This window comes from Ignavibacteriales bacterium (assembly GCA_016709765.1).
Taxonomy (GTDB): Bacteria; Bacteroidota; Ignavibacteria; order Ignavibacteriales; family Ignavibacteriaceae; genus IGN3.
This window is the reverse complement of record JADJMD010000012.1, coordinates 606,042-632,526: the sequence shown is the minus strand read 5'-3', so window position 1 is coordinate 632,526 and position 26,485 is coordinate 606,042. Positions and strand designations below refer to the sequence as shown.

At 34.3% G+C, this 26,485-nt stretch carries 20 protein-coding genes; all 20 read left to right on the top strand.

Features of this window, described 5'->3' with window-relative positions; all coding sequences use genetic code 11:
- Window positions 1–43: 43 nt before the first annotated feature.
- The 20 genes from dnaE to atpG all read left to right on the top strand — a co-directional run bounded on the left by dnaE (window position 44) and on the right by atpG (window position 26,473).
- Window positions 44–3,505 (top strand): DNA polymerase III subunit alpha, encoded by a 3,462-nt coding sequence (gene dnaE / locus IPJ23_08660; protein ID MBK7630760.1) that lies wholly within the window; start codon window positions 44–46, stop codon window positions 3,503–3,505.
- 87 nt (window positions 3,506–3,592) lie between these two features.
- A complete protein-coding gene (locus IPJ23_08655) occupies window positions 3,593–4,420 on the top strand; it encodes an SDR family oxidoreductase (protein ID MBK7630759.1) in 828 nt (275 codons plus the stop codon).
- 44 nt (window positions 4,421–4,464) lie between these two features.
- Window positions 4,465–4,785, top strand: a complete 321-nt coding sequence (gene trxA, locus IPJ23_08650; GenBank protein ID MBK7630758.1) for a thioredoxin — start codon at window positions 4,465–4,467, stop codon at window positions 4,783–4,785.
- Window positions 4,786–7,755: 2,970 nt separating this feature from the next.
- On the top strand, window positions 7,756–8,019 hold the full coding sequence (locus IPJ23_08645) for a T9SS type A sorting domain-containing protein (protein MBK7630757.1): 264 nt from the start codon (window positions 7,756–7,758) through the stop codon (window positions 8,017–8,019).
- 94 nt (window positions 8,020–8,113) lie between these two features.
- Window positions 8,114–11,050, top strand: a complete 2,937-nt coding sequence (locus IPJ23_08640; protein ID MBK7630756.1) for a carboxypeptidase-like regulatory domain-containing protein — start codon at window positions 8,114–8,116, stop codon at window positions 11,048–11,050.
- Window positions 11,051–11,087: 37 nt separating this feature from the next.
- The gene (locus IPJ23_08635) at window positions 11,088–14,693 is read left to right on the top strand and encodes a T9SS type A sorting domain-containing protein (protein MBK7630755.1); all 3,606 of its coding nucleotides are present in this window, start codon (window positions 11,088–11,090) and stop codon (window positions 14,691–14,693) included.
- A 70-nt stretch (window positions 14,694–14,763) separates the two neighbouring features.
- Window positions 14,764–15,783 carry a PorV/PorQ family protein gene (locus IPJ23_08630; GenBank protein ID MBK7630754.1) on the top strand — a complete coding sequence of 340 codons (1,020 nt, stop codon included), beginning with the start codon at window positions 14,764–14,766 and terminating at the stop codon, window positions 15,781–15,783.
- 76 nt (window positions 15,784–15,859) lie between these two features.
- Window positions 15,860–17,230 (top strand): GWxTD domain-containing protein, encoded by a 1,371-nt coding sequence (locus IPJ23_08625; GenBank protein MBK7630753.1) that lies wholly within the window; start codon window positions 15,860–15,862, stop codon window positions 17,228–17,230.
- Window positions 17,231–17,333: 103 nt separating this feature from the next.
- A complete protein-coding gene (locus IPJ23_08620; GenBank protein MBK7630752.1) occupies window positions 17,334–18,203 on the top strand; it encodes a lysophospholipid acyltransferase family protein in 870 nt (289 codons plus the stop codon).
- Complete coding sequence (locus IPJ23_08615) at window positions 18,203–19,228, top strand: glycosyltransferase family 9 protein (protein MBK7630751.1); 1,026 nt, start codon at window positions 18,203–18,205, stop codon at window positions 19,226–19,228. Before IPJ23_08620 ends, IPJ23_08615 begins: the two co-directional genes overlap by 1 nt.
- Window positions 19,221–19,856, top strand: coding sequence for a threonylcarbamoyl-AMP synthase (locus IPJ23_08610; GenBank protein ID MBK7630750.1), 636 nt, complete (start codon window positions 19,221–19,223; stop codon window positions 19,854–19,856). Before IPJ23_08615 ends, IPJ23_08610 begins: the two co-directional genes overlap by 8 nt.
- Window positions 19,857–19,883: 27 nt before the next feature.
- Window positions 19,884–20,699 carry a M23 family metallopeptidase gene (locus IPJ23_08605; protein ID MBK7630749.1) on the top strand — a complete coding sequence of 272 codons (816 nt, stop codon included), beginning with the start codon at window positions 19,884–19,886 and terminating at the stop codon, window positions 20,697–20,699.
- 8 nt (window positions 20,700–20,707) lie between these two features.
- Complete coding sequence (locus tag IPJ23_08600; GenBank protein MBK7630748.1) at window positions 20,708–21,085, top strand: polymer-forming cytoskeletal protein; 378 nt, start codon at window positions 20,708–20,710, stop codon at window positions 21,083–21,085.
- A 1-nt stretch (window position 21,086) separates the two neighbouring features.
- Window positions 21,087–21,347, top strand: coding sequence for an AtpZ/AtpI family protein (locus IPJ23_08595; protein ID MBK7630747.1), 261 nt, complete (start codon window positions 21,087–21,089; stop codon window positions 21,345–21,347).
- Window positions 21,348–21,726: 379 nt separating this feature from the next.
- The gene (gene atpB, locus IPJ23_08590) at window positions 21,727–22,560 is read left to right on the top strand and encodes a F0F1 ATP synthase subunit A (protein MBK7630746.1); all 834 of its coding nucleotides are present in this window, start codon (window positions 21,727–21,729) and stop codon (window positions 22,558–22,560) included.
- 41 nt (window positions 22,561–22,601) lie between these two features.
- Window positions 22,602–22,820 (top strand): ATP synthase F0 subunit C, encoded by a 219-nt coding sequence (locus IPJ23_08585; GenBank protein ID MBK7630745.1) that lies wholly within the window; start codon window positions 22,602–22,604, stop codon window positions 22,818–22,820.
- A gap of 64 nt (window positions 22,821–22,884) precedes the next feature.
- The gene (gene atpF, locus IPJ23_08580) at window positions 22,885–23,439 is read left to right on the top strand and encodes a F0F1 ATP synthase subunit B (protein ID MBK7630744.1); all 555 of its coding nucleotides are present in this window, start codon (window positions 22,885–22,887) and stop codon (window positions 23,437–23,439) included.
- A gap of 2 nt (window positions 23,440–23,441) precedes the next feature.
- Entirely contained in the window at window positions 23,442–23,996 is a 555-nt protein-coding gene (gene atpH, locus IPJ23_08575; GenBank protein MBK7630743.1) for an ATP synthase F1 subunit delta, read from the top strand.
- Between the two features lie 30 nt (window positions 23,997–24,026).
- On the top strand, window positions 24,027–25,568 hold the full coding sequence (locus IPJ23_08570) for a F0F1 ATP synthase subunit alpha (GenBank protein MBK7630742.1): 1,542 nt from the start codon (window positions 24,027–24,029) through the stop codon (window positions 25,566–25,568).
- A 26-nt stretch (window positions 25,569–25,594) separates the two neighbouring features.
- Window positions 25,595–26,473 carry an ATP synthase F1 subunit gamma gene (gene atpG, locus IPJ23_08565; GenBank protein ID MBK7630741.1) on the top strand — a complete coding sequence of 293 codons (879 nt, stop codon included), beginning with the start codon at window positions 25,595–25,597 and terminating at the stop codon, window positions 26,471–26,473.
- Window positions 26,474–26,485 lie beyond the last annotated feature (12 nt).

Below are 26,485 nucleotides of genomic sequence, written 5' to 3'. Positions count from 1 at the left end.
TTACAAAAGAACTTTTCAATATATTTTAATGTTTTGATATACGATGTCTGATTTTATTCATCTTCACAATCACACTCACTACAGCTTACAAGACGGCGCCTGTACAGTTGATGGACTAATTAACGCTGCTAAAAAACATAATATGAAATCCGTTGCAATAACGGATCACGGTGTTATGTACGGTGCTGCGGAATTTTATAACAAAGCAAAAAAAGCCGGAATCAAACCAATCATTGGCATGGAGGCTTATATTGTTGTTGATGGAACCCGTTTCGATCGAGGCAAAACCGATGAAATATCCAGCAAGAAAAAATCAAAACATTATAATCATCTAATACTGCTTGCAAAAAATAAACAAGGTTATGATAATCTTTCACGTCTTTCAACTCTTGGACACACAGAAGGATTTTACTATAAACCTAGAATTGATCTTGAATTATTGGAACAGTATCGCGAGGGTTTAATCTGCACAACTGCTTGTGCTGGCGGAGTTGTATCAACGCATCTTGTAAATGGCAATTATGAAAAAGCCCGCACAGTTGCAAAAAGGTTTAAAGATATATTTGACGATGATTTTTATTTAGAAATTCAAGACCATGGAATGGAAGTTGACAAACCGATTCTTGAAGGAATGCCGAAGCTTTCTAAGGAACTTGGAATCAAACTCGTTGCAACAAACGATTGTCATTACATCGAGCCGGAACACGCAATCGCTCATAATATTCTTTTGCTCCTATCAGATAAAAATGGTGCAGATTATACTCATTTAAGATACGGCACTGATCAGGTTTATTTTAAATCTTCCGATGAGATGACAAAACTTTTTAAGAAGTATAAAGGATCGGTTGAGAATACTCTTGAGATTGATGAAAAGATAGATTTAAAACTTGATTTTGAAGGACATCACTTTCCAAACTTTCCAATTCCAAAAGAATCAAAAGCAAAAAATCTTGATCAGTACATGGAATTGCTTGCTAGGCAGGGATTAGAGAAAAAGTTTAAAACCATTACACCGGAAATAGAAGACCGATTTAACTTTGAAATCAAAACGATAAATGAAATGGGTTTTCCTGGTTACTTCTTGGTGGTTGCCGATTTTATAAATGCAGCTAAAGATCGAAACATCCCGGTTGGCCCCGGAAGAGGAAGTGCTGCAGGAAGTATAGTGGCTTATGCTTTAGGAATCACAAACGTTGATCCGTTAAAATATGATTTATTGTTTGAAAGATTTTTAAATCCAGCAAGAAGATCGATGCCCGATATCGATGTCGATTTTGCTGATGATCAGCGTGGTGATGTGATAGATTATGTACGTGAAAAATACGGCGCCGAGTGCGTTAGCCAGATAATTACTTTTAATAGATTATCATCCAAAGCAGTGTTGCGTGATGTTGCACGTGTTTTAAAAATTCCTATTCCTGTCGTAAATAAAATTACAAAATTTATTCCTTCAAAATTTGGTAAGGTTTATACAATTGATCAGGCATTGGCAGAAGTGCCGGATTTGAAGTGGGTAAAAGAATCAAACGAAACGGATATACAAAATCTCATAAAGTATGCAAAAGTTTTGGAAGGCATGAATCGTAATGCCTCTAAGCACGCTGCAGGCGTTGTAATTACTCCGGATGAAGTAAGCAAATACGTTCCACTTGCAAACGCAGTTTCTCAGCAGGATATTGTAACACAATATACGATGAAGGATATTGAAAACGCCGGATTGCTGAAGATGGATTTTCTTGGTTTGCGTACGCTTACTATAATTCGCGATGCAATTGATATGATTAAGAAAAATCATAAAGTAGAAATTGATATCGATAATGTTCCACTTGATGATGAAAAAACTTTTTCACTATTTGCAAAAGGGCAAACAACAGGTGTGTTTCAGTTTGAATCTGGACCAATGAGGGAATATTTAAAACAGCTTCATCCAACAAGTCTAAATGATCTTGCAGCAATGAACGCTTTGTATCGTCCTGGTCCAATGGAATTTATTGATGACTTTATTGATAGAAAGTTTGGAAGAAAAGAAGTTAAATATTCACATCCAATTCTTGAGCCTATTTTAAAGGAAACTTATGGAATTATTGTTTATCAGGAACAGGTAATTCAGCTTGCAAATAAAGTAGGCGGAATGAGTTTAGCTGATGCAGACTTGCTGCGCAGAGCGATGGGTAAAAAAGATCTTAAAGTAATGGAAGATCAAAAAGTAGTTTTTGTTGATGGCGCAATTAAAAATGGTGTGGATAAAAAAAATGCCTTAGATATTTTTGAAACTATTTTCAAGTTTGCAAACTATGGATTTAATAAAAGTCATGCAGTTGCATATAGTTTTATAGCATATCAAACAGCTTACCTGAAAGCTTACTATCCGGCAGAGTTTCTGGCAGCCAACTTAAAAAATGAATTTGAAAATACAGACAAAGTAACAAAGTTTCTTGATGATTGCCGCAAGCTGAAAATAGAAGTACTGCCTCCTGATGTTAATAATCCATCGTTACACTTTGAAGCTGAAAATGGAAAAATAAAATTTGGAATGTCTGCAATTAAAAATGTTGGAGTTCCCGCAGTTAAAGAAATTATAAATGCTAAAAATAATCTTGGCAGAGATTTTATAAGCATTTATGATTTTTGCGCCAATACTGATAACCGAATTGTATCCAAGCGGGCATTGGAAGGATTAGTTCTTGCAGGTGCATTTCATTCAATTACAAAAAATCGTGCGCAGTTATTTGAGGTTGTTGAAAGCGCTTTAGATTATTCGCACAAAATTCAAAACTCAAAAATGCTTTCAAGTGATTCATTGTTTGGTGAATCATCAGAGATTTTACTTAAAGAACCGGAATTGCCAAATGTAAAACCCTGGACTGAAAAAGAATTTCTTGCGCAAGAAAGAAAAGTAATTGGTTTTTATCTTACTGATCATCCATTACGTAGATATGAACTGGAATTTAATTCTTTTGCATCGATTCATCTTGGCGAAACGGAAGACTTGATTGAGAAAAGTGATGTACGTGTTTGCGGCGTTGTTACAGAACTAAAAACTAAATTTGATAAAGCCGGTAGAACAATGGCTTTCTTTAAACTTGATGATTTAACAGGAAGCTGTGAATGTTTAATGTTCTCCAAAGCTTATGAAGAATTTGGAAAATTTATTGAAGACGAAGAAGCAGTATTTGCAATTGGAAATTTAGAAAGCAGCGGTGATGCTGTAAAGATGCAGGTTAATAAAGTCATCCCTATGAAAAAAATTGCAAATGAACTTACAGAAAGTTTCAAGTTGCAAATTAGTAAGGAAAAAATAACATCGGAAAAACTAATTGAGTTGAAAGATATTTTAAAAAATCATGAAGGCGGCATTCCGGTTTTTATTAATCTTATGCAGAACAGCAATGATAAAGGAAAACTATTTGCTCTTCAGGAAATTCGTGTAAAGATATCCTCCGATCTTTTGAAATCATTAACTTCGCTTCTTGGTGAAGAATCTGTTATGCTAAAACCAAAATAAATTTCAAGAATTATTTGTTGTTTCACTTTATCCGATTTTGTATTATTGTTCCGCTATAAACATTAAACTTATAGGAAAAATATTTAAATGAAGCGTAACGAAAAACAAGAATTTTGGGCTTTGATTTTAGGTGCCTCTTCCGGTTTTGGAGAAGCAACAGCTTTAAAATTGGCAAATGACGGCTATAACATTCTTGGAGTTCACTTAGATAGACAGGCAACTATGCCTAATGTTGAACGAATTATTAATGAAATAAAATCTTCTGGTGTTGAAGTAAAATTTTTTAATGCTAATGCTGCAGATGAATTTAAAAGAAATGAAATAATCAATGAGATCAAATCTTTATTAGACGGACGGCCATTAGTCAGAATTATAATGCACTCGCTTGCATTTGGAACTTTAAAACCATTTGTGCCAAATGAAAATGAACAAGCTATTACAAAAGCTCAAATGGAAATGACTCTCGATGTAATGGCTCACTCACTTGTTTATTGGGTGCAAGATATTGTAGTAAACAATTTACTTTCTTCTAAAGCAAGAATTTTTGCAATGACAAGTTCTGGTAGCCATTCTGCAATTCCATTTTATGGAGCAGTATCAGCGGCAAAATCAGCCTTAGAATCACACGTAAGACAATTAGCAGTTGAATTAGGCAGTAAGTTTGGTGCCTCAGTTAATTCAATTATGGCTGGCGTTACGGATACACCTGCACTACGCAAAATCCCAGGTAACTTAAACATGATTGAAATAGCGCAAAGAAAAAATCCACACGGCAGATTAACTACTCCGGAAGATGTTGCAAAAATAATTTCACTTCTTTGTAAAGAAGGTGGTGAATGGATTTCAGGCGGATTAATTCATGCTGATGGCGGCGAAGATGTTGTTAATTATGTTGGACAAGGAAAAAAATCTTAATCGACTTATTAAATTTTATTTTTAAATCTTTTTAAGGGAGAATAATGAAACCTATAACTTTTACAGATGATAATTTTGAAGCAGAAGTATTGCAATCGGACAAACCGGTACTGGTAGATTTTTGGGCTGTTTGGTGCGGACCATGCAAAATGATCGCACCGTTTGTTGAGGAACTTGCGAGTGAATTAGAAGGAAAAGCAAAAGTTGGAAAACTTGATGTTGATAACAATCAAGAAAGTGCTATTAAATATGGGGTTAGAAGTATACCAACCGTATTGATATTTAAAGGCGGAAAAGTAGTCGATACAATAATTGGTGCCGTACCTAAAATTCAGCTCAAACAAAAATTGGAAGCTGCATTTTAGCATTGCCTAAAATTGAAAAAGATCTTTTTAAGATTAACCAATTATTTTTGATAAAGTAAAAAACAAGTGCTTTAGTGGTCCAAATCTTAGATATACGGAAAATAGAGTCTCTTGACATTATAAACAAAAAATATTAATTCATAACAGCAAATAAAAAAAGTTTAATTTCTTGACTAAAATGGCAAACTATGTTAATTTGATAAAGAAATTTGAGATAAATAAACAATTAACCTTTTTGATTCAATTAAATTAACTAACTAAAAACACTTAACACAAAAGGAGATCGTTATGATCAAAAAACTTTCTGTTTTGTTCTTGGCTATGGCTTTTTTAAGTACAGCCTTTGCACAAGAAATCGTTAGGCAAAAAGCCCCATTAAAAATTGATGACGGCACTACTGCTTATAGAAATTTCGTTCCATTAAGTAATAATTCACCACTGACTGCTGCAAATTATGTTGCAATAGATACAATGGCTAACTCTTTTGGGCCTGCAAGTAACACACTAAATCCGCTTGCTTATGACCCGACCTCAAATGTTTTAGCTGTTGTTCATAGAGGAAGAACTACATACGCAGTTGGCAGCGGCGAAATGTGGTGGAACTACTCCACCAATATGGGTTCTACTTGGACAAGAAGTACAACTTCCGTACAAAATGGTACTCTATCACAAAATTCAGGTAGATATCCAAGTATGACTATCGCTAATTATACAAATTCTACTAATATGGCAGATTTGTTAGGCGCTTTTAGCTGGCCAGAATTAGATCCAGTTTCAGCAACATTTGGGTGGGTTGGATATGGAGTTTCAGAAGGATTAATGGAATCAGCTTTTGCTGATATCGATCAGGGTCCTCCTGCTTACAGTTCAAATGTTCCTACCTTTAGTGATGACTCATGGATTTATTGGTATTCTGATAATTCAGTTGATAATTCATTAAGATTATGGAGAACACAAGATTATTCGGTTGTAGAAGTTATTGATCCTCCTACTTGGGGAACAACTAGATGGTCAAATGGTAACATCCTTTTAGGCGGAGTTGCACATAATGGTGTTGTGTATGCTGGCGCTATTGGTTCCTATACTGAAGAAATTGGTGCTGGTGGCTGGGAAATTGGATATTCAAAATCAACAGATCACGGTGCTACATGGAGTGATTGGTTTGTGCCTGATTGGAGAACAATTCCTGGCTTAACAAACTTTACCGAATTGTGGGACTGGAAATTAGGTGATGCATTTGTTAGTTATTCAGGTGATATTCAAGTTGATGCAAGTGGAAATGTTCACCTTGTTACAGGTCTAACAGATTCAGTTACATTACAAAATGCGATAGTTGAAATTTATGAAACAGCTCCAAACGTTTGGGCAGGTAAAGTTATTACAGCTGCTCACGATAAATCAAAATATGGTTACGAAGCTAATACACCAGGTCTTGGTCAAACAGGTCCTTCAATTATGATTGCAACAAATCAGGCTCGTGATTTCTTTGCAGTTCAGTACACAATTGGTTCTCCTGCAACTCAGGATTCGCTTTGCGATCTTTATGTTCAGACAAGAGCATTATCTGATGCAAATTGGTCAGGTGCAACAAATCTAACTGAAACAAACACAATGAATGAAGATGGATGTCATCTTGCACCATATATAGCAACATCAGGTGGAAGTGATTATATCTTCTCAATGTTCTGGTATGAATCAGGCAATACTACACCTATAATCAATCAAAGTAATCCTTCTGTTTTGTATATAGCTCCTTACGCTGTAAGAACAGCAGGCGGCGATATTCCTGTAACATTCCAGGTTGATATGGGCGTTCAGGCATTTGAAGGAAACTTTAATGTTAGTACAGGTAGTGTAGTTGTTCGTGGTGCTTTCCAGATGGCTGCAGGTGACACTGCAAACTGGCAAGGAAATATGTTCCAGTTATCAGACACAGATGGTGACACTATTTATACTGGCACATTTAATATCCCAGCAAGCTTTGCAGGAACTACTTATGAATTTAAATATGTTATTGCTCCTGATGGTTGGGAATCATTACCTAATAATAGAACATTTACATTAACTGCTCCAGCAACTGTAACCCCTGTTGTATGGTTTAGTGACGATAATACATACACTGTATTAAATGAAGTTACTAATACATTAAACTTTACTGCTGATATTTCTGACATTCTTGGTGTTGGTGTTGGCGGTGCATTTGATCCTGCTCAGGATTCATTGTTAGTAATGGGATTAGACTGGGATGGTTTAGGTAAAGATGTAGTTGGCGATAGAAAAATGGTTAACAATAGTCTTAATGCTGGTATTTATACTGCTACATTAACATTTACATCAAGCAGTGCTTCTCCAAATGGAGTAGGCGATTCAACAAAATGGAAATTTAGAGCTTTCCCTGAAACTAGATTTGCTAACACTGGCTGGGAAACCGGTGCAGATAGATGGCACTATTATGTAGCTGATGGATCTGTAGTTGATTTACCTACAATTGTACCAAATATTTATCCACTTTTTGGTCCAACCACTGTAGATGTTCCAATGGAATGGAATGTTGATATGACAAATGCGGTTAACAGATGGAATGGATTACCAATTTCACCTACAGATCTTCAGTTTGTTGGTATTAAAGGTGCTGCACCATTCCTAGGTTCTTGGGGTGGAAGCTGGACCGTAGCTGATACTGTTGGCGGTTCTACAAGTACTTTAAAAGTACTTACAAATGTTGGTGGAAACATTTGGAGATATAGTTACACCGTTCCTGTTGGTACAAATTCAGGTGCTTATGAATATAAATATGCAGCAGTATATCCAGGTGCAGATACAATTAACGGTGGTTCAACACCTCTTGATAATGAAGGTGGATTTGGACAAAATCACTTATTTATTCTATCAGATCAACCAGCTGGTATTACACTAAATAATGTATTTGGTAATTTTACCGGTGTTGAAGCTATTGAGAATTTAGTTCCGATGGCTTATGAATTAGGCCAGAATTATCCTAATCCATTCAACCCATCAACAACAATCAGATTCAGTGTTCCTGAAGCTGGTTTAGTTACTCTAAAAGTATACAATTTGTTGGGTGAAGAAGTTGCTACATTGTTAAACAATGAACAAGCAGCTGGTGTTTACGAAGCAAATTTTGATGCTTCAAGACTTTCAAGTGGTATTTACTTCTATACACTTGAAGCTAAAAACTTTACATCTACAAAGAAGATGGTATTGTTGAAGTAATTATGTTTCTTTAATTCCTAAAAGCGGGTGGCTTTCTGTAAAGACCTTTTACAGTCCATCCGCTTTTTTTTTATGTTATGATTTAATAACTGAGATGACAGATCAAATCTCTAAAAATTATTTTAGTGGAGAAGCGATGAAAAATTTGATTACAAAATTTTTATTTTTGTTTATATTATCACTTACTTTGGTTCCAATGCTTTTTGCACAAACCGGAGTTGGTAAATTAAGCGGTAAAATAGTTGATGCTGCAACCGGAGAAGCCTTAATCGGTGCAAACGTAATATTAGTTGGTACCTCAACAGGTGCAGCTACTGATATAGATGGAAATTATTTTATTCTTAATATCACGCCTGGCACATACGAGCTTAAAGCTTCTTATGTTGGATACGCTCCAAAGACAATAGAAAATGTTCGTGTTGTAGCAGGTATTACTTATGATCTTAATATCGAAATGACAACTGATTTTACTCTTGATGAAATTGTAGTTGTTGATCGAAAGTTTTTTGAAGAAAAAGCAACAAATACAGTTAAAGTTATAGATTCAGATCAGATATCAAGATTACCTGTACGCGGCGTAACAAATATTGCCTCACTTCAATCTGGTGTTGTTATACAAGAAGGCAGCGGCGGACAAGAAGGAAACGCTACAATTAACGTAAGAGGTGGTCGTGGTAGCGAAGTTCTTTATATCGTAGACGGAGTACCTCAGAACAACTTATACAACAGATCTTCAGTTGCTTCTGTAAGTAACGTTGCTATTGAACAAATTTCTTTTCAGGTTGGTGGATATGAGGCTAAATACGGACAGGCTCAATCTGGAATTATAAACGTTACAACAAAATCAGGACAACCAACATATACAATACTTTCTGATATTGTTTCATCATCATTTACTGATGATTATGGTTACAACCTATATGCTGGAACTATAAGTGGTCCAATCATTCCTGGAATTCCAGAACATACAATATTTTTATCTGCTGAAAGAGGATGGTTCCAGAATGCGGATCCAACCGCCTTGGATATTTCATTTCCTTCGATTAATGAAACATACACCGGTTATAAAAATAATGCAGCAAGTGTTTGGAGATTTTCCGGAAAAACTAATCATCGTATGGGCAATTTTTCTGTAAACCTAAGCGCGTTATATAATGATAGAACTGCAAAAGTTATAGATTATCGTTATCAGAAAAATAATTCCAGGTTTAATGGGGAATTCTTTGAGAGAAATATTTCTTTAAACTCAAGACTATCCCAAACTTTAAGTAATACAACATTTTGGAATCTTAATTTAGGGTACAAAATGTTTAATTTTGAAAGATATAATCCATTCTTAAAGGATAATCTTGAACTATATGGTAATGCTGAATACTGGGAAACGAATCTTGGTGTTTATTTAGCCGGTGATGGATTAAATCCAGCCAGACTTGGTGATGATGGACTACCTATAGTGAACTCACAAGGTGATAGAATCCAAATGTCTGTGGATGATAACGGTGTTTTTAGACCATATGGCTATACTGGCGGTGGATTATATCAACAAAGAGAAGATAATGCGTTCTTTATTGATTTTGACATAACTTCACAAATTGATAACCATCTACTTGAATTTGGAACTGGCTTTTCACAACATACAGTAAGAGGTTACGGTGTATTTGCAAATGGTTATGCTCAACAACCAAACACACTTACAGAAACAGAAAAATTTGAAGCACTGCAGCCATTTGTATACGGTTACGATGTTACAGGAAAGAACAAAACCACAACGGATGATCCAAATCAATTTTTAAGACCATATAAACCGGATATCGGCTATGCATATTTACAAGATAGATTTGAATTGAAAGATATTGTCTTAAACATCGGTTTAAGAATGGACTACTATAATTTGAAGTCATACATTCTTAAAAATCCCGCACTGCCGTATGCAGGTGGAACGGACCCTGAAAACTTCGATCCAGGAGATTTTCAAGTTAGAGACGCTGAAGTTGAACTTTCTCCAAGAATTGGAATTGGATTTCCAGTAACTTCCGGAACTGTATTTCATGCACAGTATGGGAGATTTATTCAATTACCAGAGTTAAACGATGTTTATTTTGGACCTTACAGCTATAACGATTATTTAGTAATGGCTCCTCAAAGTGGATTTAATGGATCCTTAAGAGCCGAAGAAACTATTCAATATGAAGTTGGTTTCAGACAATTATTAAGTGATAACTCAGCATTAAATATTACCGCATTCTATAAGAATATTAGAGATCTTGTGAATGTTCAAAATCACAAATTCAGAAGAGTAGAGGGCGGTGAATTAATTGACGCAATATATCCAGAGAACTCGGATTTTGGAACTACCAAAGGAATCGCACTATCTTTAGATATTACTCACTTAAGTTATTTTAGTGTTTCGGCTCAATACACATTTTCCATTGCTGAAGGAACCGGCTCATCAACTTCATCTAGTTCAACTTCAGTATTTAGAAATAATGATAATGCAGCCCCTAAAGTTATTGCTCCTTTGAGTTTTGATCAAAGACATACTGGCGTTTTTAATATAGATTTCTATGTACCTAAAGGTGAAATGGGCTGGTTGGAAATGTTCAACGTGAATATGTTGTTTTCATTCAGCAGCGGTCGTCCTTACACACCGATGGATCAATGGAATCTATTGGGTGACAATGGCATCCTTTCTCAGACCAAGGGATACATCAATTCTGCATTTGCACCAGGCTCTTTTAGAATTGATTTGAAGATGGAAAAAAGTTTTGCAATTGGCGATATTTTCATTTCACCATATTTATGGATTGAGAATCTTTTAGATGCTGACAACATCACCACAGTTTATAGATCAACAGGTAGCCCATATACCACTGGGTTCTTAACAACACAAAGTGGAATAGCTGCTTCAGAATTAAATGGTGAAGGATATGTCCAAGATTATAAGAGTCTGGAAAATAATCCAGGTAATTTTGGAATACCAAGATTAATTAAACTTGGCTTTAAATTGAACTTCTCAAACATAAGCTTATAATTATTCAGAATTTTTTAAAGTTGAGAGGACATTAAAAATGAATATTAAAAATAGTTTGTACCGATTACGTTTCCTTATAATCCTACTGGTAATTGCACCTTTATTTTTAGGATTTTTGGGCGATGATAAAAAAGGTACTAAACCCTATAGTTCACAAACGATATATAAAGTTGGTGCAGCCACTGATGAAGGCGGTAAAAAGGGTGATGCATACAGATTATACATCAATAATATAAACCTGCCAATGAATAGAAAGGGAGTTATTGCCGCTGTTAATATTCCTGATCCAGTTTCAACTGTGTCTGGTGCAGGTGGAAAATTTGGTGGGCATATATTCTTATTCTCCAGTGGCTTTTTTCTAAGTGGTTATTCAAACGGTACGCTGTTTGCCAATGCTGTTGCTTCCGCTTCATTAGTTGAAGATTATATCCCTGGATTATCTGGAACAACAGGCGATTCGAGAGCACAATTATATGTAGTAAAAGCAACTGATCCTGCATTTGGTACTTCTTGGCAGGATTGGAAAGATGCTGTTGATTTAGGAGCTGATTTCTATGATGGTGATGGTGATGGGTTGTACACTCCAGCTGATAAAAATGGAAATGCTCAGTGGGATCTTGATGAAGATAAACCTGATATTCTTGGTGACGAGACAGTATGGACTGTTTATTGGGATGGAGTTCCGGCTCCTCAAAGAAGATATAACAACGTACCACCTCTTGGTATTGAAGTAAGACAATCAGTATTTGCTTTTGCATCCGGTGGAGCAATTGGAAATTTAATCTTTGTCCGCTATAGATTTAAATATGTTGGTTTAAACGATCCGAATGAGCCAGCACAATTAGATAGCGTACTTTTTGGAGTTTGGGCGGATGTTGATTTAGGTACTGCCACAGATGACTTGGTAGGAAGTGATGTTGAGCGAAATTCAGGTTATACATACAATAATGGGCCAGATGGGGAATATGGATCTAATCCACCCTGTTACATGATTGACTTTTTCTCCGGTCCTTTGGATTATATTGCCGGAGAGACTTACGTTGATAACAATGGTAATAATACTTTTGACGACGGGATAGATACCCCTTTAGATACTGCTTATAGTTATAGGGGTCAAACTATTGGAATAAAAACATTTCCCGGAGCAAGGAATTTGCCGATCGCCTCTTTTATAGAATATATTAATGGAGATCCATCGTTAAACGATCCTGATAACCGTGAAGCTGCAAGAAATTATATGCTTGGTAAAACAAGACAGGGTGATGATATAGATCCGTGCTCATTCCCATACGGTGCAGTTGTTGGTGGTGTTAATTGTGCCACGGTTGATCCACGATTCTGGTATTCAGGCGATCCTGTTACCAATGTTGGCTGGATAAATACCACTCAAGCTGATTCAAGACAAATGACGAATACAGGACCTTTTACTTTATTTAAAAATGAGGAGAAAGAGATTGTTGTAGCATATGTTGTAGGTCAGGGAACGGATCCGAAAAATTCAATTACTGTAGCTAGAAAAATTGATGATGGTGCGCAAACTATTTTTAACCTAAACTTTTTAGCACCTTCTCCACCTCCAGCACCAGAGGTAACTGCTAATGCCAGTGAGGATTTTATTGAACTTACCTGGCCAACAGAAAAACAGTTTACTTATTCAAATAAAACAAGTTCTTGGGATGTTCAGTATGGTGGTTATAATGTTTATGCATTTCAGACGTTCAGTACATCTGAAACCGTTAATAATCAACCTAATGTAAAGTTAATTCAAAGATATCAAGTTGCTGATTCTGTCAATAACCTATATTACAAAGATGGCAACAATGGTGGAACATTCCTTCTATATGCTGCTGCACCCGGGGAAAATGTTCTGGATTCAAATATTTATAAAGACCCTACAACAGGCAGAATTAGATATAGAATTACTAAAGATCCATTTACTGATGGACCTCTTGTAAAAGGGAAGCCATATTATTTTGCGGTTACCTCCTATGGTGTTAATCACGACGCATTGGTTAATAAATCTGGAGGTGATCCCGGCAGATATGGTGATTATTATTTAACTGACCAAACTTTTGTTCAGGCAGTTGAAAATAACAAGAATATTCAGACCGTTTTAATGGGTGAAGATTTATATCTTCCACCAGTAGAACTAATAAATGCTAATAAAATATCAGGTGCTTCTAATGGAATTGTTACTTATGATATTGTAAGTCAACCTGATTTAAAAGACAATGAATATCAAGTAACATTCTTCAAAAATGAAGCAACAGTTGCCTATAATATGTTCTGGAAGTTAACTAATACAACTACTGGTGCGGTATTGGTTGATTCAGCTGACTATTATCTGTACAATCAACCAGATAATGTTACCGTTCCGCTAACCGAAGGGTTTATTACTAAAATTGAAAATCAAACTGCTACATTAGGAACACCAACATATTCACCATCTTCATCTGTTTGGTTTGATGATCTTACAGGTAACAATGCATTGGCCGATGCTAACGGTGTGTTTTACGTTGGAAAAGATATTCCTGATGGCACAGGTGTTTTTGGTTTTAGAAATAGACAATCAGATTATATTACAGCAGATAAATTAAGAAAAGTTGAATTGCGATTTGGAACAACAGGAAAAGCTTACCGATATCTTAATAATTATCTTGGAACCTCGAACTTACAGCGCGTAAATGCTTACTCTTATGCTGGGGCAGTAACTGCTGCTGATACCGTTGGTAAAGGAACTGTCGGCAATTGGAATACAGTGGATGACAGAGCCAACGGGTTTGTTGATGTACCATTTACAGCATGGGTAGTAGATGAAAAGTTCCCTGGTGATACAAGACAATTAACTGTTGGTTTTGTAGAAAGAAGAAATGTTGCAACTTATCCAAACGGTACTCCCGATGGAATTTGGGATCCAACAGATTCTCTAAATCTATCAGGTGAAATTATTATGATTTTTGATGCACCTTATGATCCAAATGGCGCACAAGTTGAATATACCGGTGGCGTGTTTAATACACCAGGTGGTCCGGTTACGGTTTGGTCTGATTTGCTTAGATCTACTGGCGGGCTTCAACCAATACCTGCTGATGCTATTGGGATTACTGAAGAACAAAAATCAATATTTTTATCTCCAATGTTTAACGCTATGTATGTTGTTGGATTGCAGAGAAGAGATGCCTCTTCTTTCTATTCAAACGGAGATAAATTGACATTACCATTGGATATTTATCCATACACTTCAGATGATGTCTATAAATTTAATGTTGTAAAAGATATACTTTCGGAAGATCAGGCAAGAGGATTATTTGAGAAGGTAAATGTGTTTCCAAATCCACTATATGGATACAATCCTTACACGGCTTATAATAATCTTGCAGCAGATGATCCGTTTGTAACATTTACAAATCTGCCTAATGAAGAAATAACGGTCAAAATATATTCATTATCAGGTCAATTGTTAAGAACACTTGTTAAAGATCCAAACTCAACTTCACCTTTCTTAAACTGGAATTTGCAAAATGAATCTGGTTTAAGGGTTGCATCCGGGTTATATCTAGCAATTGTTCAATCGCCTAAATACGGAGATAAAGTGTTAAAGTTTTCGATAATTATGCCACAGAAACAATTGCCCAGATTTTAATGATTGTATTTGGGCAGGATAAGGATTCCTGCCCACGTTTATAAATTTATAACATATGTGGAGTTTCGAAATGAAAAAAATATTACTAATAATTTTTGCTGTTTTATTAACAGTATCAATTTACCCCGGCGATAAATCGCGTAGAGGTACAACTGGTGCTGATCAGTTGCTGGTGCCGGTTGGTGCTCGAAGCATTTCTACAGCTGGAGCATTTGTTGCAATAGTTGATGGAGTTGAATCCATTTACTATAATCCTGCCGGACTAGATATCTCTCCAAAGTCAGAGGTGATGTTTAGTTATATGAACTATATAGCGGACATCAATATGTCCTATTTAGCTGTAGGAACAAATCTTGGTGATTTTGGTTCTGTAGGATTGAGCCTAAAGTCTTTTGATGTTGGAGATATTCCTATTACGACAAATGAACTACCTGATGGAACAGGCAGTACTTATTCCCCTACATTCTTAACGATTGGTTTGACTTATTCAAAAACTTTAACTGATCGTGTGTCAATAGGTACAAATGTTAAATTTATTAATGAAACTATAGGCAATACATCGGCAAATGGATTTGCTATTGATGCAGGTGTACAATATAAATTTAACGATAACCTCTCAATTGGTGCGACCATAAATAATATTGGTCCAAATATGTCTTATGCCGGTCAAGATTTAAGAGTTCAAACTGGTGTTCCAGGTTCTGTTATTGGTGCACCAAATGGAACATATGAAGTTGTTGCTGAACCTTTCCAAATACCAAGTTATTTTCAGTTGAGTCTTGCTTATCAAGAAAACTTTGATGATCAGAATAGAATTAAACTTGCAAGTACGTTTGTTGCAAACAATTCTTTGGACGATGCTTTTAATTTTGGATTGGAATACAGTTACATCAATACTCTTTTTATAAGAGGTGGTTATAATCTGTACACTGAAAATTCTGATGAGTCAATCTATGGATTTACAGCAGGTGCAGGTGTAAATTATGAAATTGGCTCCGGAATGGCTGTAACGTTTGATTATGCATATAGAGATGTTAAAGAGTTCCCAACATCCAATCATATTTTTACCGTTAAATTAGCTTTCCAATAGTGAATGTTTATTTTGTTTTTAAGCGTCTATTTTAATTAATAGGCGCTTTTTTATTTAATTATTAAGAAACACTACAATGAAAAAATTTATTTTTATACTACTCGCCTTTAGTTTTCCAATATTTTCTCAAACCAACTTTGATTTTGAATTTGATTTCGCTCAATTCGGGTACGATTCAGCATCAAATTATGTTGAATTTTACTACTCGTTCAATCAATCATCATTAACTGTTGGAACAGAAAACTCCACTAATATTATTGAAGGTATTCTAAAAATATTTATTAAAGATGATATAAGTGGTGATACAATAGTTTTCAATCAATGGAAGTTAAAGCACGATATTCTTGATACAACTGCTGCAAACAGCCAAGTTTTAGTTGGTACACTTGGATTTATTATTCCGCAGGGTAGTTTTTCTTGTGATGTAACAGGTTCAGATGTTAATGATACGGAAAAAATAAGAGTGATCCATGAAAATTTTAATGTGATTCCATTTTTAAAAAACTCACTAAGCTTTAGTGATATTCAATTGGCTTCAAAAATGATTCAAGGAAGTTCAAACACGAATTCAATTTTTTATAAAAACTCTTATGAGGTTATTCCTATCCCGAATGTAGTATTTGGAAAATCTCAGCCAGCTTTGTTTTTTTACACAGAGATTTATAATCTTCAGGATACATTGTTGAAAAGTGATTTAATAAGAATGAACCAATTGCTTTATAACAGCAAAGGTAAACTTATTAAAGACAAATCTAAGTATCTTTCAAGAAATTCAAATACTCGTGTTGAAGTTGGTTCTCTAATTCTAACATCGTATCCAACGGACACATATACTCTTGTTTTAGCTTTGATTGATAGCGTTGGAAATACAGGCATATCGACCGCTAAAAAGTTTTATATTTATAATCCGGATGTAATCGTAATGGATACGTTTGAGGTTTCAACTACGGCAGTTTTAAGCTCAACTTTTGGCTCGATGTCTGAAGAAGAACTGGATGATCTTTTTGATAAATCAAAATATCTCGCTTCTAAAAATGATATTGATAAGTTTAAGAAATTATCAAAGATTGATGGTAAAAGAGAATTTATGTTTGAATTTTGGAAAAATAGAGATGCAGAATCTGGATTAAATGAAAATGAGTATTTCAGAAATTATATGCAGCGGGTTAATATTTCTAACGAACGATATTCTTCTATGGGTAAAAAAGGCTGGAAGACCGATAGGGGAAGAATTTTTCTTCTTTACGGAGAACCAACTGAGATTGAAAGATATCCAAATCAGCTAGATACAAGACCATACGAAATATGGCAATACACTGATGTTGAAGGTGGAGTCTTTTTTATTTTTGCTGATATTACCGGATTTTCTGATTATACATTAATTAATTCTACTAAGCGTGGCGAATTACGAGATGATAATTGGCAAAGGCGTATAGTAATTAATTAGCATTTAAAATATTTAGCCCCTTAACCGGGGCTTTTTTGTGATCATTTTTTGATTAAAAAATCCTATCATTTCACTATTTTTACGCATCAATTTATTATATGATTTGAAAAATTATTTAGAATATATACTGTTTTTACTCCTAAGCTATCTATGCCGATTTCTTGGACTAAATTTATCTAGGAAATTTTCATCTTTAATTTCTTTCTTTTTCTTTTATCTTTTACCAATCAGAAAAGATGTTGTTTTTAATAATCTTAAAAATGCTTTTCCAGAAAAACCCCCTGGTCAAATTAATAAAATAGCTTATGGTAGTTATAAAAGTTTTGCTATCACGTTAGTTGAGATTCTATTTTTACCGTGGACTTCAGATGAGCAGATAAAAAAGGTTGTTAATTTTAATAACTTTCATTTGATTGATAAAAAAGAACAAGAAAAAAATGGGGTTATTTTATTATCAGGGCATTTTGGTAATTGGGAGTATTGTGCTATTTCAGTCGGTGCACAGTTAAATAAAAAATTATCTGTTATAGTAAAACCACAACGCAATCCTTTAGTTAATGATTGGATGAACCGTGCACGTACTAAATGGACGAATGAAGTTGTTCCACTGGGTGCTTCGATTAGAAATGTTTACACTGTGCTTATGAAAAAAGGTATTGTGGCTATGGTTGCTGATCAGCGCGGTCCAGAGGATAGTATTAAGCTAGAATTTTTTGGGCGCAAAACAGCGGTATATACCGGCCCAGCTGTATTATCTCTTAAGATGAATGTTCCAATTCTTTACGGCATTACGATACGCCAGCCGGATCTTTCATATCATTCAGAAATTGTTGAAATAGATAGAGAAAAATTGCCAGATGATTATGATGAAAAAGTAAAAGTCTTATCAGAAAGAATGTTAAAGTATTTGGAAGATGTTATAAGAAAGCATCCCGAACAATGGTTATGGATGCACAGAAGATGGAAACATTGATGAGTACTGAAAAAATATTATTTATACAGACGGCTTTTCCTGGTGATGCGATTCTTACATTGCCTGCGCTAAAAAAGGTCAAAGATTTTTTTCCTAATTGTTCAATTGATATCCTTTGTATCCCTGCAACTAAAGAGATCTTTACTGCTTCGCCTTTTGTGGATAATGCAATTGTGATCGATAAAAAAGGAGAGCAAAAATCATTAAGAAAAACTTACCAGTTTATTAAGCAGTTAAAGCAAAATAATTATAACAAAGTTTATTCATTCCACAGATCTTTACGAACAGCTTTTATAGTGCTTTTATTGGAAGTGAGAGAAACTTATGGTTTTGATAGTTCAATGTTGATGCATGTTTATAAGAATCTGGTTAAGTATGATAATTCCAAGCACGAAGTTCAAAGAAACCTGGATTTAGTTGGATATCATTATGATGAAGAAAATTGGAAAATAATTCCGGAGATTAGAACTGATGAACAATCAATTGAAAAAGTAAAATCTTTTATAAATGAATATCAATTAGAAAATGGTTTTATTGCGATAGCGCCCAACAGTGTTTGGAATACTAAAATATATCCAGCTGAATATTTTGAAGCAATTATACAACACTTTATAGATAAGAAAAATAAAGTGGTATTAATTGGTGGCGAAAATGATAAGTCGAGTAATGAAAAAATAGCTTCTAAATTTTCTAGTGAAATTATAAATTCTGCTGGTATTTTATCTATTATTGAAAGTATTGAACTACTTAAGCGAGCAAAACTTTTAATATCTAATGATAGTGCGCCGACTCATATGGGCATGTGTGCTGATATTAAAGTTCTAACAATTTATTGTTCAACAGTACCAAATTTTGGATTTTATCCATATAATAAAAAAAGTGCTTCAATCAGTTTTGATGATTTAAAGTGTAAACCTTGTGGAATTCATGGACATCATAATTGTCCTATAAAAAAATTTGACTGCGGTATGAAGCTTTTGCCGCAAGAAATAATTTGGAAAGCAGAGGAATTGTTAAATGACTGACAATAAAATGTCTTTAATGGTTAGCATTGATGAGAATTTTGAAGAGAGTATAAATATTGCGCGAGAACTTTTTCTTAACGGCTCCATTTTTATTTATCCGACCGATACCATTTATGGATTTGGTGGCAATCCTTTTAATAAAAAAGCAATAAAAAAAATTAGTGACGTTAAAGGAAAAACTAATTGGCGGCGATATATTTTTCTTATTTCGGATATTGAAATGTTAAAAAGCTACGCTGATGTAAGCTCAGAAAGATATTTAGATTTTTTGCTAGCAATATGGCCCAATCCTGTTTCCGTAATTCTTAAGTTAAATAGTAAATATCAGGAATTACTTCAATCAGAAACGGGAGCCTTTAGAATTCCAAATCACAGATTTTGTAGTAAATTAGTTAGCGAACTAAAAATGCCGTTAGTATCTACTAGTGTGAACAGAACAGGCAGTGAACCAATGAATGATCCGTCAATAATTATTCAAGAGTTTGCTAATGATGTTGAAGCGATATTTTATTCTGAAAAAAAATCATTTTTTGAAGCTTCTACTCTAATTGATTTAAGCAAAGATGAACCTATTTTAATTCGTGAGGGTAAAATTAAATTTGTGGAATTAATGAAAAAGCTAGATTAACTTATTAGACGAAGCAAGAATTTAAAATTGAAACTTAAAAAAATTAAAAGATTCTCAATTATAGTTGTACCGGAAGAAACATCCAGCGAACCACACACTATGAAAATATCATCATTAAAGTTGATGACTTATATTTCAATTTATAGTGTAGTAATATTTTTACTCGGTTTTTACATAATAAGCTTCACTCCACTTAGTGAAGTTCTTTTTCCTTACTCACTCAGATTAACAGATTCTGATAAAAAGAAAGTGGAAATACTAAACGATAAGGTAAATTTTCTAGCAAATGAAATAGAATCTTTAAAATCTGTAAATAAGAGATTAAAATTTGCAATAATGTTAGGTGATTCAACTTTATTAAAAGAACCTTTACAGATAAAAGATTCTACAACTAAAAAAAATCTTCTGGATGGAAATATCTTAAATGTTTTTAAGGATTTTATTTACCAGATTACAAAGAATCAAAATCAGGAAATGTATTTTATCACACCCGCTGAAGGCTTTCTTAGCAGATCTTTTAATCCTACAAAAGGGCACAATGGCAATGACTATTCTATGAAGGAAAATAGTCCTATCTTTGCATCATCTGGCGGTTATGTGGTGTTTGCAGATTATGTTACAAATTATGGATATACAATTATTATAAATCATCCTGAAAACTATATAACTAAATATCTACATTGTTCATCACTGTTAAAAAAAGATGGTGACTTTGTTAGGCAAGGTGAATTGATTGCTTTGAGTGGAAATTCAGGTACGGAATCAACAGGTCCGCATCTTCATTTTGAAATTTGGAAAGATGGAAAACCCATCGATCCTGAAAAAGTGTTAATTAAATTTTAGGAGCTATTTTGAAAACTAAATCAATCGGGAGTTCTATGGAAGAAGTAACAATTATTAGCAGTGGTGTTGTTATAGATGGTAAAGTTACAAGCAACGGTAATATTCGTGTTGATGGAGTAGTTAAAGGCGATATTACGACACAAGGTAACTTAACTGTTGGAGAACACGGCAGCATTCAGGGACAGTTAACAGGTGAAACAGTTTCAATTGGTGGCAAAGTTGATGGAACCGTTAACGCTAAGGAAAAATTGGTTCTTGAATCGAAATCCGTGTTAAAAGGTGATTTATTAACAAAGATTTTAGTTGTTGAAGCGGGTGCAATTTTCGAAGGCAAAAGCTCAATGGGCTCTCAATCTACATTTAAACCCGTTCCCAAAGGAGAATAAAATGGCGCAAAAACCGGAATTTGATTCCGGGATTGCAAAATCGTTTCGTGATGTAGCCCCATATCTTGGGTTGGGTCTTCAATTAGCTGTTACCGTTGTTGCGATGGTACTTTTAGGAAGTTGGCTTGATGATAAGTTTAATCTCAACTATGTCTTAACCTTAGTTTTTGGTTTGCTGGGAATTTCAATTGGGATGTTTAACTTAATAAAAACTGTTAACGACCTTGAACGAAAAAGCAAGCTGCGTGATGAAAATAAATAAGTTATTTATTATTCTTAGCTTAATTCCAATCGTATTTTTGTTGTTTATCATTCAGAATTATTTTCATCAAAAGGATAGTTCTAACCTTTTTTTTAGCCTTTTTTATGGATATTTATTCCCAACATTCAATTTCGTTCTTGGTGTTTTAGCAATCCATTTTGGATTTGAAAAAAGCGATAAATTATTCCTGATTATTGTCTTTGGAGGGCTTGTAGCCCGCTTATTCTTAATGTTGGGTCTAATCCTGATGGCTCTCAAATTCTTGTTTGTTAGCCTCAATTCTTTTATCTTTACTACCTTTATTTTCTATTTCTACTATCTCTTAGTAGAGATTTTTTTTCTAACTAAAAAAGAATTTGTTAATAAACTCTAATCAATGATTGACTCAACTTCTACAATAGTTGATACTTTGAACACAACTAAGTCAGAATCTGGCAGTGATTGGATTCTCCATCACGTAATGGATGGAAATTATCTTGATTTTTCGCCAATTGGTAAAATATATTTACCTCATTTTGAACTTTTTGGGTTAGATTTATCAATCACACGACATGTTCTATTTATGTGGGTTGGTGCTTTGATTCTTTTTATTGTGATGACAAGAGTTGCCAGAGCTTACAAATCCTCAATGGTTCCAAAAGGATTTACTAATTTTTGGGAATTATTTATAGTTTTTGTGCGTGATGAAATTGCAAGTCCTACAATCGGAAAAGGGTTTGAGAAATTCCTTCCATATTTGTTAACAGCATTTTTCTTTATTCTTTTTGGAAATTTTTTAGGATTAATTCCTTTTTCAGCAACGTTTACAAGTAATATTGCTGTTACTGCAACATTAGCGATTTTCACATTCTTGGTAATTCAAATTGGTGGAATTAGAAGTAATGGATTTTTTGGATACTGGAAAGGATTAATTCCACACGGTGTCCCTTTATTTTTATTGCCAATTATGGCTGTGGTAGAACTTTTAGGATTGCTAGCAAAACCATTTGCATTAGCTATTCGTCTTTTTGCAAATATGACTGCAGGGCACATTGTTATATATGCTCTTATCAGTTTGATTTTTGTAATGCAAAACGTTGCTTGGGCTGGTTTGGCAATCCCTATGGCTTTGTTTATTTACGGACTTGAAGTTTTAGTTGCTTTATTACAAGCATATATTTTTACAATGCTATCTTCCTTATTTATAGGTATGGCAGTTCATCAGGATCATTAAAAATAACTTATAATATAAATTATAATTAAAGGAGAACGTTAATGGATTATGCATATTTAGCTGCCGGATTAGGTGCTGGATTAACAATCTTTGGTGGTGCTTTGGGTATAGGCAAATTAGCTGCCGCTGCAATGGATGCTAGCGGAAGACAGCCAGAAGCTGCCGGTGCAATAAGAACCTCTATGATTATCGCAGCTGCGCTGATTGAAGGTATTTCTCTATTTGCATTAGTTATCTGCTTTATTTTAGCTGGTAAATAATTAATTAAGTGGAGTGAAGTTTTAATCGCTCCAATCTTTACAAATTAATTTTAACAATTAGATTATGATTGCAAATACATTATTTGCTTTTATTGCTTTAGTTGTATCTGAATCAGAAGGCGGCGGCGGTGGATTGCTTTCCGTTAATGGTGGTTTAGCAATTTGGACCATTATTACATTTGCCTTACTTCTGTTTCTTCTTACAAAATTTGCATGGAAGCCGATTCTTTCGGCTTTAAAGCAAAGAGAAGATGCTATAAAAGATTCACTTGAGCAAGCTGAAAAAGCTAAAGATGAGGCTAAACAGATTCTCGCACAAAATCAGAACAATTTGGCAAAAGCCGAAGAGGAATCAAAAAAGATTATTGAGCAGAGCAGAGTTTTTGCTGAGAATTTGAAAGAGCAGATGATAAAAGACAGCAAAGAACAGGCTCAAAAACTTATTAGTGATGCAACTTCTGAAATTGATAGAAAGAAAAATGCTGCGTTTGATGAATTAAAAAATCAGATCGCGGATATTGCTGTTAATGCTGCAGAAAAGATTTTAAAAGCTAATCTTGATGCTGAGAAGAATAAAAAACTTGTTGATAAATACATTAGTGATATATCTAAAAATTAAGTATGGCTCTATCAAAAGTTGCAAATAGATATGCTCAATCTTTTCTTGATACTTCTATCGAGAAAAATATTCTTACCAAAGTTGCTGAGGATTTTGAGTTAGTTTATAATTCTATCAGCAAAAGTGATGAATTACTTAGAGCTATTAAGAGCCCTATAATTAAGGCTGAAACCAAAAAATTATTTCTAGCTGAGATTTTTGGAATGTCGATAGGTAAAGATTCTATGAGCTTTTTGGATTTTACAATCGTAAAAGGTAGAGAAGATATATTACTTGAGATTTTAGAAAGATTTGAATCAATAAAAGATGAATATACCGGTTTCGTAAAAATTGATGTTACAACCGCATTTGATTTTACATCTGAACAAAAAATACAATTGCAGCAAAAGTTTGAATCTTATCTAAAAAAGAGAGCAAGATTAACATTTAAAGTTGATGGAAATATTATTGGTGGCTTTATAGCCAAAGTTGGCGATACTGTTTATAACGCTTCAATGGCTCATCAACTTGGGCTTTTGAAAAAAACATTTTTACAAAGCAGCGTTACATTAAATTAATTCAAAGGAATTTAATAAAGGAAATTACAAATGGCAGAAGTTAGACCTGATGAAATATCTGCAATATTAAGAAAACAACTTTCTGGTTTTGAAAGCGAAATTGATATTTATGATGTAGGAACCGTTTTGCAAGTAGGTGATGGTATTGCACGTGTTTATGGCCTATCACAAGTTATGGCAAGTGAATTAGTTGAATTTCCAAACGATGTATTTGGAATGGTATTAAATCTTGAAGAAGACAGCGTTGGCTGCGTACTTTTTGGTGATACAACTTTAGTTAAAGAAGGCGATACAGTTAAGAGAACAAAACGTGTTGCTTCTATGCCTGTTGGCGATGCAATGCTTGGTCGTGTTATCACTCCGCTTGGTGTTCCGATGGATGGTAAAGGTCCGATCAATACAACACAATTTTTACCGATTGAAAGAAAAGCACTTGGTGTTGTACAAAGACAACCAGTAAAGGAACCACTTCAGACGGGTATTATAGCCGTTGATGCAATGATTCCAATTGGTCGTGGACAAAGAGAATTAATTATTGGCGATAGACAAACAGGTAAAACTGCCGTTGCCATTGACGCAATTATTAGTCAGAAACATACTCATACCGAAGAAGCAAAAGCTTTAGGTATAAATCCGGTTTATTGTGTCTATGTGGCAATTGGGCAAAAAGAATCTACAGTAGCTCAGGTTGTAGCAAAACTTCAAGAAAATGGAGCTATGGAGTATACTACGGTTATTTGTGCTGGGGCTTCTGATCCTGCGCCATTGCAATTTATTGCTCCTTATTCAGGCGCAACTCTTGGTGAATTTTTTAGAGATAATGGAAAACATGCTCTTTGTATTTATGATGATCTTTCAAAACAAGCTCAGGCTTATAGAGAATTATCTTTGCTTTTAAGAAGACCTCCTGGACGTGAAGCTTATCCTGGTGACGTGTTTTATCTTCACTCAAGATTATTAGAAAGAGCATCTAAGCTTAGTGATGCTGAAGGAGGTGGAAGTTTAACAGCTTTACCAATTATTGAAACACAACAGGGTGACGTTTCTGCATATATCCCAACGAATGTAATTTCAATTACTGATGGACAAATTTATCTTGAATCAAATTTATTTAATGCTGGTGTAAGACCTGCTATTAACGTAGGTATTTCAGTTTCCAGAGTTGGTGGCAATGCTCAAATTAAAGCCATGAAAAAAGTTGCTGGTAGTTTGAAACTTGATCTTGCCTCGTACCGTGAGTTAGAAGCATTTGCAAAATTTGGTTCCGATCTTGATAAATCAACTCAAGCCACTTTAGCCAAGGGTGCACGATTAGTTGAATTATTAAAGCAAGGACAATACGCTCCGGTTCCTATTGAAAAACAAGTTGTTAGTCTATACTACGGCACAAAAGGTTTTATGGAAACAGTTCCAGTTAAAGATATCAAAAGATTTGAAAAAGAAGTTTTAGAGTTTGTCGAAGTTAAATACAAACAAATTTTTGATTCGATTAAAAAGGATAAAGACATTAGTAAAGAAACTGAAGAATTAATTAAAAAGGCCGGACAAGAATTTTTAGCTTCCTTTAAGTAGAGAAACTTTTATTCTATTAAATATTAATGGCAACTTTAAGAGATATTAAACTTCGCATAAAGGGTGTTAAAAGCACTCAACAGATAACTAAAGCAATGAAAATGGTTGCAACGGCAAAATTACGCCGAGCAACAGAATCTATTTTAAATGCTCGTCCTTATGCTAAAAAAATATCTGTTCTACTTTCACATCTTGCAAATGATGATGACAAATTTTCTAATCCATTATTTGCCGAAAGAGAAATAAAAAACGTTGCAATTGTTGTTGTAACAGCGGATCGTGGGCTGTGCGGAGCTTTTAATACTAACATAATAAAAGAAGCAACTAATTATGTTGAACAAGAAATAAATCAAAAAGGTCTAAACTATCAGCTCTATTGTCTCGGTAAAAAAGGTTCGGATTATTTTGGCAGAAGAAATTACAACATTGCTAAAACATACCCGGGGATATTTTCTCATTTAGATTATACCACCGCTCAAGGTTTGGTTGATGAATTAATTCCAAAATATTTTGATGGGAGTATTGATAAAGTAATAATTATTTTCAATGAGTTTAAATCTATAATTCAGCAGAAAATAGTTGTTGAACAGTTTTTACCTATCGTTTCTGGTGATGAAAAAGAAAATCACAAGCATGAAACTGTAAATTATATTTATGAGCCTGATCAAAAAACAATTTTTAGTTATTTGATCCCTAAACATCTAAAGGGACAAATGTGGAGAGTTTTATTGGAATCTAATGCGTCTGAATTTGCAGCTCGTATGACAGCAATGGATAATGCAACTACAAACGCTAAAGAGTTGATAAGAACTCTTAGCCTTACTTACAATAGTAAACGACAAGCCGCAATTACCACAGAGATACTTGAAATTGTATCCGGTGCAAATGCTTTGAATGAAAGTTAGTTAGATTAGTAA

Excerpts from the sequence above, each read along its gene's own strand:
- dnaE (MBK7630760.1), top strand. The coding sequence starts at position 44 with ATGTCTGATTTTATTCATCTTCACAATCACACTCACTACAGCTTACAA.
- IPJ23_08655 (MBK7630759.1), top strand. The coding sequence starts at position 3,593 with ATGAAGCGTAACGAAAAACAAGAATTTTGGGCTTTGATTTTAGGTGCC.
- trxA (MBK7630758.1), top strand. The coding sequence starts at position 4,465 with ATGAAACCTATAACTTTTACAGATGATAATTTTGAAGCAGAAGTATTG.
- IPJ23_08645 (MBK7630757.1), top strand. The coding sequence starts at position 7,756 with ATGGCTTATGAATTAGGCCAGAATTATCCTAATCCATTCAACCCATCA.
- IPJ23_08640 (MBK7630756.1), top strand. The coding sequence starts at position 8,114 with ATGACAGATCAAATCTCTAAAAATTATTTTAGTGGAGAAGCGATGAAA.
- IPJ23_08635 (MBK7630755.1), top strand. The coding sequence starts at position 11,088 with ATGAATATTAAAAATAGTTTGTACCGATTACGTTTCCTTATAATCCTA.
- IPJ23_08630 (MBK7630754.1), top strand. The coding sequence starts at position 14,764 with ATGAAAAAAATATTACTAATAATTTTTGCTGTTTTATTAACAGTATCA.
- IPJ23_08625 (MBK7630753.1), top strand. The coding sequence starts at position 15,860 with ATGAAAAAATTTATTTTTATACTACTCGCCTTTAGTTTTCCAATATTT.
- IPJ23_08615 (MBK7630751.1), top strand. The coding sequence starts at position 18,203 with ATGAGTACTGAAAAAATATTATTTATACAGACGGCTTTTCCTGGTGAT.
- IPJ23_08610 (MBK7630750.1), top strand. The coding sequence starts at position 19,221 with ATGACTGACAATAAAATGTCTTTAATGGTTAGCATTGATGAGAATTTT.
- IPJ23_08595 (MBK7630747.1), top strand. The coding sequence starts at position 21,087 with ATGGCGCAAAAACCGGAATTTGATTCCGGGATTGCAAAATCGTTTCGT.
- IPJ23_08585 (MBK7630745.1), top strand. The coding sequence starts at position 22,602 with ATGGATTATGCATATTTAGCTGCCGGATTAGGTGCTGGATTAACAATC.
- atpF (MBK7630744.1), top strand. The coding sequence starts at position 22,885 with ATGATTGCAAATACATTATTTGCTTTTATTGCTTTAGTTGTATCTGAA.
- atpH (MBK7630743.1), top strand. The coding sequence starts at position 23,442 with ATGGCTCTATCAAAAGTTGCAAATAGATATGCTCAATCTTTTCTTGAT.
- IPJ23_08570 (MBK7630742.1), top strand. The coding sequence starts at position 24,027 with ATGGCAGAAGTTAGACCTGATGAAATATCTGCAATATTAAGAAAACAA.
- atpG (MBK7630741.1), top strand. The coding sequence starts at position 25,595 with ATGGCAACTTTAAGAGATATTAAACTTCGCATAAAGGGTGTTAAAAGC.